Origin of the sequence: Flavobacterium sp. MMLR14_040 (genome assembly GCF_033657265.1) — a bacterium.
Lineage (GTDB): Bacteria > Bacteroidota > Bacteroidia > Flavobacteriales > Flavobacteriaceae > Flavobacterium.
The window spans coordinates 218,714-232,260 of the sequence record NZ_JAWVWO010000001.1 but is presented as its reverse complement, the minus strand read 5'-3'; the positions used below and the strand labels follow the sequence as shown (position 1 = coordinate 232,260).

Here is a 13,547-nt window from a genome sequence, read left to right as displayed (position 1 = left end):
ATTTAATTAAGTTCTTCTTCTAAAATTTTCAATAAGTTTTTGATTTTTTTAAAAACAGATTCCAGCTCATCTTCCAGCCAGTCTGGCAAAGTTTCGTCATTTACAGATTTTAAATGCTGAATATCGTTTGCTATCTGAATGATTTTTTTATATTGAAAATCTAATTTCTTTGCGTTTGGATTTTCCTGGTTCTCGTCAAAAATTTTAGTAACTTCTTTTCCAAAATCAGTTTTAAATTCTGTTTTTGACGAAACATCATTTTTCAAGAAAACATCAAAAGACTTTTTTAACTCTGTCAGCATAGTATTTGCCGATTCAAAATCGTGTTTGGACATAAAATAAGATTAAGTTAAAATTGATTTGGAAATCGCCGGCATATTGAAACTGCAATTCTAACCTCTGCTATTAGTTGATTTTACGTGAATATCATTCACCAAATCATCAATTTTTTTGGCACTGTCTCTCATCATATCCAGATAGCTCAGCAATTTGTCATTGTCAGTATGCCCTTTAGAAACGTCTATTAATTTTAATACAGAGCTTACCGGAAGTTTTAAATCTAAAGTCGTTCTGTGAACAAAATCATTGTATTCTTTAGTTGCAGAAAGTGAACTGTATTTTGCCGAAGCCAATTTGATGTTTTCCAATTCGTATTCATCAGATATTTTAGAAATATGATTCTGGCTGTGTTCTTTAAAATAATAAGCCCAATAACCGTTCATAAAAAATACTACGGCCGCCAATATCACGTGAATAATTAACGTTTCCATATCAAAATTTACCTGCGAAAAATAAACTTGTAAACCATTTGGATCATGGTAAACAAAATTTTGCATATAAGCCAAACCTGCGTGATGCATTACAACCAAAAGCGTAAGCGGTATTTGTAATTTCCAGTTTTGATAAATAATAAGAATCGTACTGGCAATAAATACTGTAAAATGCATTTCAAACAAACCATGCATCTGGTAAATGTATTGTGCCATAAAAATGGCCAGTACAACTGATAAAACATACTGGTAAAAATTTGATTTTTTAAGTAAAAATTTTGCAGAATAATACATTAACAGGTTTAATGTACCTACTCCTACACCAATTTCAAAGGTGTCGTATTTAAAGGCAAGACCAATTCCAAGGAAGAAATAGGCTGCAAGAACATAATTGATAATAGTATCAGATTTTTGCGTCATTGTTGACATAAAACTGTGCAAATAATCCTGTTCGTTTAAACTGGCTTTTGTTTTCATAATTGTGGTATTTAGGTTAAGGTTAGATTTATTTAGAACATTTTGGTAATGAACATCCGTAAGCTCTTAGAGCTAAAGCATCAAATGAGGGGGTTTTGGTTTGCTTTAATAATGATTCTAATGCCATTTGTGCATAATTACTATCGGCATTAGTGCAATATCTTGTTTTATTGTAGTTTCCCCGATAATACAAATTATGCGACGGATCAACAATAACGGCTTGCGGAGTTGAGAAAACACCACAATTTTCTGCAATACCTTCGTCAAAATAAACAGGAATTTTGGCATCAAACTTCTTCTGAATTTCTTCTATGGTAAATTTCTTTTGGTTATTCAGGACAACAATTTTAAAATTAATCCGGTCTTCGTACTTTTTAATCAATCCGCTTACATGCGGAATATTAAATCGGGAACAAGGACAATCGGGATTAAAAAAATGAATAAAAACAGGTCTGTTATCAGTAATACAGCATTTTAAGTCGACTTTTTTTCCTATTGCTATCTGATGGAAATTTTGAGGAATTGGTGTGGGCAAAGTATATTTTATTTCATTCTGCCAAAACAAAAATGAAATTGCACAAAACAATAAGGAAATCCACAAACAAACGAGTATTTTTCTTCTCATAGATAGGTAGTTTTTTAATTTTAAGGCAAACAATTAATAAACACTTGTTAATTAATTTATTCTAATAAAGTATCTTTTTAACTTAAATTTAGATAAAAATCGTACTTAATTCAACACTTAACCGCCGAAAACATTAATATTCTCACAAAAAACTACCATTTTGTTTAAGCTTATCAATGTTACAAATAAAAAACGATAAACTGCAAAATAAATCATACAAAATGCAAAAAGAATGCTTGTTTAGAATAATTACAAACCATCATCAGAGTATAAACAATTGATTTAAAATGTTTTAAATATTACTATCTGGAAATTTTTTAACTTTAACAGAAAAAAAATAAATTCGATTTAAACCTTTTATCAAAAAACAAGTCTAAAGGCAAAAGTTTGCCCAAATAACCTATTAAACAGCTGTTTAAATTTATTGTTAAATAAAAGCTAACGCCTTTTGATTTCAATACAAAAAGTTAATTTTGCGAGCTACTAAAAAACACCAAAAAATATCTTTACCTCAAGTTTATGAAACTAAAAAACCTAATTTATGCCCTTATTATTATAGTACTCGGAGGGTTTATCACGTATCGCGTGATGTCTAATAAAACTAAAAATGATGAATCTAAAAAATCCGGCGACAAAGACAGACCTACAACTGTAACCGGAATTATTGTTCAGACTTCAACTTTTGATAATAATTTGTCATTATCAGGATCTATTGAAGCCAATGAACAAGTAGAAATTCATAGTGAAGTTTCGGGAATTGTTGAGGGAATTTACTTTACTGAAGGTACATATGTAAATAAAGGTCAGGTTCTTTTTAAAGTAAACGATGTTGAATTAAGAGCTCAGTTAAAACAAGCACAGACAAGAGAAGGTTTAGCTGGTGAAAACGAAAGAAGAGCAAAATTACTCTTGCAAAAAGAAGCTATAAGCCAGGAAGAATTTGATGTTGCTAATGCAGATTACGCATCGATGAAAGCTCAAACACAATTAATTAAAGCCCAAATTGCCAAAACTTCTGTAAAAGCTCCTTTTTCAGGAAAAATTGGTTTGCGTTCTATTTCACCGGGAACTTATATTACCCCAACTGTTTTGGTGGCAAAATTGGTTAATACCGGAAAACTAAAAATTACATTTTCTATTCCGGAAAAATATGCTTCGCAGGTAAAATCAGGATCTGTAATTGATTTTACTGTTTCTGGATCTGATAAAATATATACTGCAAAAATTTACGCCATTGAGCCTGAAGTTGAAGTGGCAACTCGTACTTTAAAAATACGCTCGATCGCTGATAATGTTGACGGAAAACTTTTTCCCGGAACATTTGCCGATGTAAAACTGCCTTTAAGCATTATTAAAGATGCTATTGTAGTTCCTTCTGAGGCTATCGTACCAATACAGGATGGTAAAAAAGTCTATATCGCAAATATGGGCAAAGCCAAAGAAGTTATGGTAGATGCAACAACCAGAACAGATGCTTCAATCTTAATTTTAGCTGGATTAAAAGCGGGTGACACTTTGATTACAAGTGGTGTAATGTCATTAAAAAATGAAGCTCCGATAAAAGTTAACGTAAAAAAGTAGTTTTGAATTATGAATTTTGAGTTATGAGTTATTAAGGTTGTGGGTTATAAGTTATAAGTTCTAAATCTTAATCTATTCTCTTTATTCTATACTCTATTTTCTTTATTCTAAAATCAAAACTCTAAAATCTAAAATCTAAACATGAGTTTATCAACCATAAGTATAAAAAGACCTGTTTTAACCATTGTACTTAATCTTTTGATTATTTTATTCGGTTTCATTGGTTATACATTTCTGGGTGTTCGGGAATTTCCATCAATTGATCCGGCGCAGGTTTCTATTAGAACCAATTATACCGGAGCCAATTCTGATATTATCGAATCGCAAATTACAGAACCTCTGGAGAAAGCCGTAAATGCTATCGACGGAATTCGAAATATTACATCATCAAGTAATCAGGGAAGCAGTAATATTACCATAGAATTTAATTTAGATAAAGATCTTGAAGAAGCTGCAAACGATGTTCGTGACAAAGTTTCGCAAGCTGTTCGAAATTTACCGCAGGATATTGATGCTCCGCCTGTAGTTTCAAAGGCCGATGCTGATAGTGAATCTATTATATCTATGACGGTACAAAGCGACACCCGAAGCTCTTTAGAATTAAGTGATTATGCTGAAAACGTTATTTCGCAGCGTTTAGAAACGATTCCGGGCGTAAGTGGTGTTCAAATCTGGGGGCAAAAACGTTACGCCATGCGTTTGTGGATTGATCCCGTAAAATTAACGGCTTACGGCTGTACAGTTGCAGAAGTTCGTGCCGCATTAAACGCGCAAAACGTCGAATTACCCTCTGGAAAATTAACCGGAAACAACACCGAATTAACCGTAAAAACAATTGGAAATCTTTCTAAACCGGAAGAATTCAACAACATCATTATTCGTACCGATGGAGATAAAATTGTTCGTTTAAGCGATGTTGGCGGTGCCGAATTAGGTCCTGAAAATATAGAAACTTCTTTAACTTCATCAGGGCTTCCAATGATTGGTATGGCGATTGTACCAATGCCGGGAGCGAATTATCTTGATATTTCAAAAGAGTTTTATAAAAAATACGACGCTTTAAAAAAGGATCTTCCAAAGGATATTAAACTAAACATTGCGCTTGATAATACGCAGTTTGTTAAGAAATCAGTATTAGAAGTTGCTGAAACTTTGGGAATTTCTATTATTCTGGTAATCATCATTATTTATTTGTTTTTTAGAGACTGGGCAATTGCGTTCAGGCCTTTAATTGATATTCCGGTTTCGTTGATTGCTACGTTTTTTATCATGTGGCTTTTCGGTTTCTCGATCAACGTATTGACCTTATTGGCCATTGTTTTGGCTACAGGTTTGGTGGTTGATGACGGAATTGTAGTTACAGAAAACATCTTTAAAAAAGTCGAAGAAGGAATGTCGCCAATTGAAGCGGCAATAAAAGGATCAAATGAGATTTTTTATGCCGTAATTTCAATTTCAGTTACTTTGGCAGCAGTATTCCTGCCGGTAATTTTCTTAGAAGGATTCGTAGGCCGACTCTTTCGGGAATTTGGTGTTGTAATTGGTGCCGCAGTATTAATTTCTGCTTTTGTATCCCTGACTTTAACACCAATGTTAAATGCCTATTTAATGAAAGGCGGAGAACAGAAAAAATCGAAATTCTACATTAAAACAGAACCGTTTTTTGAAAAATTAAATAGTGGTTATGCAGAATCTTTACAGCGTTTTATCGCCAAAAAATGGCTTAGTTTTCCTATTTTGATTATTTGTTTTGGTTTGATTTATTTGTTTTTTACCATTCTGCCAAAAGAAACGGCTCCTTATGATGACCGTAGTTCTGTAACGATGCGTATGACAACTCCTGAAGGTTCATCTTATGATTATACAAACCGTTTCATGCAGGAAATGTCAAAATTGGTTGATGATTCTATTCCGGAGAAAAAAGTGAGTTTAGTAATTACCGCCGGAGGTTCCGGAGGTTCTGCAACAAATTCCGGTTTTATCAGGCTTTCGTTGAAAGAACCGGATGAAAGAGCTAAATCTCAAAAAGATATAGCTGATCAGTTAAACAAGTGGACTAAAAAATATCCGGATGCTAAAACATCTGTAATTCAACAGCCTACAATTTCCGTAAACAGACGTGGAGGTTTACCGATTCAATATATTATCCAGGCTCCAAATTTTGACAAATTAAGAGAAAAAATTCCTCTTTTTATGGATGAAGTTGGTAAAAGTGATGTTTTCTCTACGACCGATGTTAATTTAAAATTCAACAAACCTGAAATAAACGTAAGCATCGATCGTGAAAAAGCCGAAAGCTTAGGGATTTCTATCATTGATATCGCTCAAACGTTACAACTTTCTTTAAGCGGACAACGTTTTGGATATTTCATTAAAAATGGAAAACAATATCAGGTTATTGGTCAATTTGATCAAAAAGACCGTTCGAAACCTTTGGATTTAACGTCGATGTTTGTTAAAAACAAAAACGGAGAATTGATTCAGATGGACAACGTGGTAAAAATACAAGAACAAAGTAATCCGCCTCAGTTATACCACAATAACCGTTATATGTCTGCAACGGTTGCCGCAGGTTTGGCACCGGGAAAAAGTATCAGCGATGGTATTCAGGAAATGGACAGAATAAAAGCTAAAGTTCTTGACGAAAGTTTTACCACAGATTTAAGTGGAGAATCCCGGGATTTTGTTGAAAGCAGCTCGAATACTTCTTTCGCCTTCGGATTGGCTTTGTTATTGATATTTTTAATTTTAGCTGCTCAATTTGAGAGTTTTATAGATCCGTTAATTATTATTTTAACTGTTCCAATGGCTGTTGCCGGTGCATTATTTTCTTTGTGGTTATTCAACCAGACCTGGAATATTTTTAGTCAGATTGGTACAGTAATGCTTATTGGACTGGTAACCAAAAACGGTATTTTGATCGTAGAGTTTGCCAATCAGCTGCGAGAACAGGGCAAGCCAAAACTTGAGGCTATTTTAGAAGCTTCGGAAGCGCGTTTACGTCCAATTTTGATGACCAGTTTAGCCATCGCATTAGGAGCTTTACCAATTGCAATGTCACTTGGAGCGGCTTCTACAAGTAGAATTGGAATGGGAGTTGTAATTGTTGGAGGAACAATTTTTTCATTAGCATTGACCCTTTTTGTTATTCCTGCAATCTATTTAATGTGGTCTAAAGCCAGAAAACATTATCCGGAATTTGATCATATTGAAGAATACGAAAGAGAAAGTAACAAATAATTTATTAGCCACGAACCACGAATTAATTTAATAAAAATTCGTGATTTTGTGGCAAAAGAAAACTAATATGAATACTAAAATTTTATTCAATACTCTACTGTTATTGTTGTTTTGCATCACAAAAAGCAATGCACAGGAAATCCTGACTATTGAAGATGCTATGAAAATAGCCTTGGAGAATAACTTTGAAATTAAGATTGCAAAAAATAATACCCAAATAAGCGAGACAAACGTAACTATTGGAAACGCTGGAATGTTACCGGTTGCAACTGCCTCAATTGTTGATAATAACAGTATTACCAACTCGTCGCAAACACGTCAGGATGGTACATCAACCACTTTGGATAATGCAAAAAACAACAGTTTAAATTACGGCGTAACGCTGGGCTGGACTGTTTTTGACGGAATGAAAATGTTTGCAAGATTAGATCAGCTAAAAGAGCTTCAGAAACTTGGTGATTCTCAGTTAAAACAAACCATTTTGATGAAAATTGGTCAGGTCAATTCTTCTTATTATGATTTGGTTCAGCAACAGCAGCAATTATCAGCTTTGGACACAACTATTGTAATTTCAAAACAAAGACTGACATTGGCACAAAACCGTTTCAGTATTGGAAAAGCTTCAAAATTAGAGGTTTTAAATGCTCAGGTCGATTTAAATTCAGATCAGGTTGCTTTGTTAAGACAAAAAGAATCGTATGCAAATGCTAAGATTTTATTGAACCAATATTTGGCGCGTGATCCAAAAATTGACTTTAAAGTTAATGATCTGGTTACGGTTGACAGCACTTTGGTTTTGGCTAATTTAATGGATTTAGCTCAAAAACAAAATCCGGCTCTGGAAGTTCAGATAATCAACAAACGTATTGCCGAATTGCAGCTTAAACAAGTAAAAGCAGACCGTTATCCTGTTGTAAACCTGACCTCTGGTTACAATTTTTCTGAAAGCCAGTCGAGTTTAGGTTTTACAAGTTCGGCATCTTCAAAAGGTTTAAATTATGGTTTTAATGCAACGCTTAATATATTTGACGGTTTTAATCAGCATCGAAATGAAAAAGTCGCAAAATTGCAAATCGAGAATTCTCAAATTGCAATCGAGCAGCAAAATATGATTTTGAACACCCAATTAAGCACAGCTTTTCAAACGTATTTAACCAATTTAGAATTAATTGATCTCGAAGAAGATAATGAAGCGATTGCCAAACAAAATCTGGATATTACTTTGGATAAATTCAAAATTGGAACAATCACAACTATTGATTTCAGAACAGCTCAGCTTAATTATGTAAACGCAAAAGTACGTTACAGCAACGCGCAATATGAAGCAAAATTATCCGAAATTGCATTAAAAGAATTGGCGGGAACTATTAATTTTTAAGTAAATTTGTTTCAAAACAAACTTTAATGATCTCATATAATACCAAGGACTGGTTTACTTTTATATTCCATTTTCATAAATCCGATACCGTTAGAAAGTTATTACCTATTATGCTTGCTATCGGAATATATGCGGCAACGGTTGGTTATCTGGAAGTTGAATATTTTAAATTTGGTAAAAACGATTATATCCACAACATTCCTATTATGCACGGAATGCTTGGTTTTGTAATTTCATTATTGCTTGTATTTCGTACTAATACGGCATATGATCGCTGGTGGGAAGGTCGTAAATTATGGGGCGGTCTGGTAAACAGCAGCCGTAATCTGGCGATTAAACTTTCGGCAATGCTAAAAGAGGAAAATGACAGGAAATTTTTTAGAAAATTCATTCCGATGTATGCTGATATTTTGCACGCGCACCTTAAAGATGATGATACCAGCAAACAGCTTTTTGAAAACGTAGATCTGGAAATTGATCATCATAAACACAAACCGAATCAGCTGAAAAGAATGATGTTTCATAAAATAAATGATTTGTATGATGCCAAAAAAATCACCGGTGATCAGCTTATTATTTTAAACGAAGAATTACAATCTTTCACTGATATTTGTGGCGCGTGCGAACGTATTAAAAATACGCCTATTCCCTACTCCTACAGTGCTTTTATTAAAAAATTCATCTTCTTTTACACAATGACTTTACCGTTTGGCTATTCGATTAGTCTGGGATATTATGTGGCACCGGTTGTTGTTTTTATCTTTTATGTTTTGGCGAGTTTAGAACTTATTGCCGAAGAAATCGAAGATCCGTTTGGTGATGATGAAAATGATTTACCTACCAGAAAGATTTCTGAAAACATAAAAAAACACGTTGAAGAACTCATTTAAATAAACGTTAAATTAGAATTTCTGTCATTCTTTTTGATTAAATTTAAGCTTTCCACTTAAAATTTAATTCTAATGAACAATCAACGCTTTTTAGTTAATCCGCTTCAATTATCAAAAGAGAAATCATTAAAAACGCTGGTTGAAAACAGAACGATTTACAACTTAAATCATTGTGAGTTAAATCTTTTTGAAACTTACGAATCCTCAAAATTAGTTCCGCTAAAATTCAACGATCTCGTTGTAACAAGTATGTTGAGAGGAAAAAAGGTTATGCATCTTTTTGATGATCCGGAATTTGATTATTTACCGGGAGAAACTGTAATTGTTCCTTCGAATGTAGAAATGAAAATCGATTTTCCCGAAGCTTCAAAAAAAAATCCCACACAATGTCTGGCACTGGCGATTGAGCAGTCCAAAATTACTGAGATTTTAAATTTTCTAAACGAGCGTTATCCAAAAGAAGGAAACAATTTCTGGCAATTAAACTATCAAAATTATTTCTTTTATAATAATGTTGATATGGCTGCCACGATCAACAAACTCATTAAAGAATGTATGAGTACATCTATCACTAAAGATGCTTTGGCCGATTTAACGCTGCAGGAATTACTGATAAGAATCATTCAAACACAAACTGCAAAATCTATTGATGAAGGAAATGTTCTTCAATTAAACAATCCCATAAACGAAGTCACTACTTATATTAAACAAAATTTAAGGGAAAATATCAACCTAAAAAGTCTGAGCGATAAAGCCTGCATGAGCAGTGCTTCTTTTTATCGTTTTTTTAAGCGCGAATTAGGCATGAGTCCGATTGAATATATATTAAACGAAAAAATAAAATACGCCAAAAAATTACTTAAAAACCCAGCAATACAAATTAATGAAGTTTGTTATTTATCTGGTTTTGAAGACGCTAATTATTTTATCAGATTATTTAAAAAACACGAAGGCATTACTCCAAAGCAATATCAGCTGTTGTTTGTTAACTAAGTTTTTTTTAGGTTCAAAGATTCAAAGTTGCAAAGGCCCAAAGGTTTTTGCAACGTTTGACAATGTTTGACAATTTTATCCGCAATATTTCTCGAAATGTTTAATAGACACATGATATAGACAATTGGAACGTAAACGTATTGCTGTGCGCCTCTAAGTCAATTTTACCTTTGCTCCTCTGCAACTTTTCACCTCTGCAACTTTTCACCTCTGCACCTTTGCTCCTCTGCACCTTTGCTCCTCTGCACCTCTGCATCTTTGCATCTTACTCAATAATCTTGACCGGTTCCAAATCCTTTTCCTCTTCTTCCGTAAAAATCCTGTATTCAATTTGAAATGTCTTTTTCAAAGGCGTTTCTAAAGAAAAACCACCAACACCAAAAGCGTCAATTACTTTTAACGTGAAATGTGCGTGTTTCCAGTATTCAAATAAATCTTTATCAACCCAAAATTCTGTGTCTTCAATAGTTCCTATGCAGACATCGCCCATTCTTTGGTAATAACCACCTTTTTCAAAACATTGCGGCTGAGTTCCTTCACAACATCCACCTGCCTGATAAAACATTAAATCACCATGTTTTTCTTTTAGAATTTTTATTAGTTCAATGGCTTTTTCTGTGGCATCAATTCTTTTTATCATGATAATTTTTTAATAATTAAACTTATAAAAAAAGGTAAGTCAAAAACTTACCTTTTCGAACCAATAGAATAATTAATTAAAAGAAACCAAGTTTCTTTTTGTCATATGAAATCAGCATATTTTTTGTCTGACGATATTGTCCTAACATCATTTTATGGTTTTCACGACCAATTCCGGATTGTTTATAGCCTCCAAATGGCGCTCCGGCAGGATAAGAGTGATATTGATTAATCCAGACACGACCGGACTGAATAGCTCTTGGAACCTGATAAATCTCATGTGCATCACGTGTCCAGACGCCCGCACCTAAACCGTACATCGTGTCATTTGCAATTTCGATGGCTTCTTCAGTCGTTTTAAAAGTCGTAACGGCGAGAACGGGACCGAAAATTTCTTCCTGAAAAATTCTCATTTTATTATGTCCTTTAAACAATGTTGGCTTAATATAATATCCGCCTTCAAGATCTCCTCCTAAATTATTTACATCACCTCCGGTTAATAATTCTGCACCTTCTTCTTTACCAAGTTTAATGTACGACATGATTTTTTCTTTTTGAACCAATGAAGTCTGCGCACCAATCATGGTCGATTTATCCAACGGATTTCCTGCAATAATCGCTTCAGTTCTTTCGATTACTTTGGCAATAAACTTATCGTAAATATCTTCATGAATTAATAATCTGGACGGACAAGTACAAATTTCACCTTGATTTAAGGCAAATAAAACAGCGCCTTCTATCGCTTTATCAAAGAAATCATCATCATGATCTGCAACAGAAGGAAAGAAAATATTGGGCGATTTACCACCAAGCTCAAGTGTTACCGGAATAATATTTTCTGTAGCGTATTGCATAACCAAACGTCCTGTGGTTGTAGAACCTGTAAAGGCTGCTTTTGCTACTTTTTTGTTAGTTACTAACGGACGGCCAAGTTCGGCACCAAAACCGTTTACTATATTTAAAACACCAGGAGGAAGAATGTCGCCAATTAATTCCATTAAAACTAAAATAGAAATTGGTGTACTTTCGGCAGGTTTTAAAACGATTGTGTTTCCTGCTGCCAAAGCCGGAGCGATTTTCCAAACGGCCATTAAAATCGGGAAATTCCACGGAATTATTTGCGCTACAACACCTAATGGTTCACTTAGAGCGATTGAAACTGTTTGAGAATCCAGCTCTGCAATCGAACTTTCTTCGGCACGAATGACACCTGCAAAATATCTAAAATGATCTATTGCCAATGGAATATCTGCAGCTAAGGTTTCGCGAATTGGTTTTCCATTATCAATCGTTTCAACTGTAGCAATATATTCCAGATTATCTTCGATTTTCTGAGCAATTTTATTTAATAAAATACTGCGTTCTGTCACGGATGTTTTTCCCCAGGCTTTAAATGCTTCATAAGCGGCATCCACTGCCAATTCTAAATCTTCTTTGCCTGAATGAGCTGCTTTTGTAAATACTTTTCCATCAATTGGAGATATAACATCAAAATACTCTCCCTTTACCGGAGCTGTAAATTTTCCGTTTATATAATTATCGTATTTTGCCTTAAATTCAGGTCTTTGTGTGGTATTACTCATGATATTGTTTTTTTTTGATTCATTTCAAATTTACCTTCATAAATCGAAATAGAATAGCACTTTTCATTCATCTAATAGCACAAAAATTACATATTCACTTTTATAACTAACTTTTAATAATTATTTAATAAAATATTAACAGTAAAAATGAAAAATACTTAATTTCAAAAACACTTTTATTTAATATCGTCGGTCTACTACATTAATAAACAAGTCCTTAATCGCCTAAATAATACATTAAACGATTATATTTTGAAATATTAATAATAAGCGATAAAATTTGTGATAGATAATTTATATGCCTGTTTAAAAATCTGCGCAGATGGTATTGAATTGTTCTTTACTAATTTAATTCCTTATTAAAATGAAAAAGATTATTTTAATGCTGGTTTTAGCTTTTGTTTCTGTCAATTGTACTAACGATCCTGTAAGTACGGAGACTGCAACAGAAGCTAAAGAATCGAATAGTTCCAGTTTAACCTCCAAAGGAACTTATTCAGAATGTGATCCTGTTTCAATTAACATTATGGCCGGGCAATTTACAAACGCTGGAAAAATTTTAATTGAAAATGATGCTGCCAATCTTTATGTAACCTACACTGCATTTGACAACTGGTATTTTAGCGAACTGCATTTATTTGTGGGTCCGTATGCCAGTATACCAACCCAAAATGGAAACCCTGTTCCCGGGCAATTTCCGTATAAAAAAACCTTTAATCCTTTAGTTCAGAGCTACACTTTTACAATTCCGATTTCCAGTATAACGCTGGATGCAAACAAATGTTTTTACATTGCAGCACATTCGAGTATGAAAAATGTTGTAAACGGAACTATTGTAAAAACTGAAACTGGCTGGGCCGGAGATATTAAATTTCCCGGAAAAAACTGGGCAACCTATTTTAATTATTGCCTGAGAACCTGCACTACGCCGCCTCCTGATGTAACAACTTGCGACACAGCGTATATGTACGGAAATTATACTTTTAATGCTTTAGAAATCTCAGATAAATGGGGCTGGGCAACTTATTATGATAATGCTCAAAATGGCATTTATACTTATAATTTATATGCAGGAGCAGGACAAAATGATATCACCAAAGGATATTTGGCCGGAACTGTTACAGTTACTATTCAGGGTGCTAATATAGGTATCGAAATCAACGCAACAAATCCGGGAACTGTATTTACAGAAACTCATGTTTACTTATCTGATAGTCCACCTACAACTGCGGCGCCGGGCCAATTTGGAAATCAACATACATTAAACAATACAATGCTAGATAATTACAATTTATCTTATAGTGGTGATGGCACTTTTTGGCTAATTGTACACGCTGGAGTCTGTACTACCGAATAATTTTAAATTTATAA

At 33.7% G+C, this 13,547-nt stretch carries 11 protein-coding genes; 6 read left to right on the top strand and 5 right to left on the bottom strand.

What is annotated here, in order from left to right:
• Window positions 1-2 precede the first annotated feature (2 nt).
• Genes SD960_RS01095 through SD960_RS01085 form a run of 3 tightly spaced genes read right to left on the bottom strand, consistent with a single transcriptional unit; the run spans window position 3 to window position 1,872 of the window.
• Window positions 3-335, bottom strand: a complete 333-nt coding sequence (locus tag SD960_RS01095; protein ID WP_318800377.1) for a hypothetical protein — start codon at window positions 333-335, stop codon at window positions 3-5.
• Window positions 336-392: 57 nt separating this feature from the next.
• The gene (locus SD960_RS01090; RefSeq protein ID WP_318800375.1) at window positions 393-1,247 is read right to left on the bottom strand and encodes a hypothetical protein; all 855 of its coding nucleotides are present in this window, start codon (window positions 1,245-1,247) and stop codon (window positions 393-395) included.
• Window positions 1,248-1,275: 28 nt separating this feature from the next.
• Window positions 1,276-1,872: a redoxin domain-containing protein gene (locus tag SD960_RS01085; RefSeq protein WP_318800373.1), complete on the bottom strand. Its 597-nt coding sequence runs from the start codon at window positions 1,870-1,872 to the stop codon at window positions 1,276-1,278.
• A gap of 519 nt (window positions 1,873-2,391) precedes the next feature.
• On the opposite strand from SD960_RS01085, the gene SD960_RS01080 reads away from it, so the two are divergent.
• The 5 genes from SD960_RS01080 (at window position 2,392) to SD960_RS01060 (ending at window position 9,954) form a co-directional block, all read left to right on the top strand.
• A complete protein-coding gene (locus SD960_RS01080; protein WP_318800371.1) occupies window positions 2,392-3,453 on the top strand; it encodes an efflux RND transporter periplasmic adaptor subunit in 1,062 nt (353 codons plus the stop codon).
• A gap of 141 nt (window positions 3,454-3,594) precedes the next feature.
• On the top strand, window positions 3,595-6,693 hold the full coding sequence (locus SD960_RS01075) for an efflux RND transporter permease subunit (protein ID WP_318800370.1): 3,099 nt from the start codon (window positions 3,595-3,597) through the stop codon (window positions 6,691-6,693).
• A 67-nt stretch (window positions 6,694-6,760) separates the two neighbouring features.
• Entirely contained in the window at window positions 6,761-8,071 is a 1,311-nt protein-coding gene (locus SD960_RS01070) for a TolC family protein (protein WP_318800369.1), read from the top strand.
• A 26-nt stretch (window positions 8,072-8,097) separates the two neighbouring features.
• Entirely contained in the window at window positions 8,098-8,961 is an 864-nt protein-coding gene (locus SD960_RS01065; RefSeq protein WP_318800367.1) for a bestrophin family protein, read from the top strand.
• Between the two features lie 72 nt (window positions 8,962-9,033).
• On the top strand, window positions 9,034-9,954 hold the full coding sequence (locus SD960_RS01060; RefSeq protein WP_318800365.1) for an AraC family transcriptional regulator: 921 nt from the start codon (window positions 9,034-9,036) through the stop codon (window positions 9,952-9,954).
• A 265-nt stretch (window positions 9,955-10,219) separates the two neighbouring features.
• Here SD960_RS01060 and SD960_RS01055 read toward each other — a convergent pair whose 3' ends face one another.
• Complete coding sequence (locus SD960_RS01055) at window positions 10,220-10,594, bottom strand: DUF779 domain-containing protein (protein ID WP_318800363.1); 375 nt, start codon at window positions 10,592-10,594, stop codon at window positions 10,220-10,222.
• Window positions 10,595-10,670: 76 nt separating this feature from the next.
• Window positions 10,671-12,176, bottom strand: a complete 1,506-nt coding sequence (locus SD960_RS01050; protein ID WP_318800362.1) for an aldehyde dehydrogenase family protein — start codon at window positions 12,174-12,176, stop codon at window positions 10,671-10,673.
• 364 nt (window positions 12,177-12,540) lie between these two features.
• On the opposite strand from SD960_RS01050, the gene SD960_RS01045 reads away from it, so the two are divergent.
• Complete coding sequence (locus tag SD960_RS01045; RefSeq protein ID WP_318800360.1) at window positions 12,541-13,533, top strand: hypothetical protein; 993 nt, start codon at window positions 12,541-12,543, stop codon at window positions 13,531-13,533.
• The last annotated feature ends 14 nt before the right edge of the window (window positions 13,534-13,547 follow it).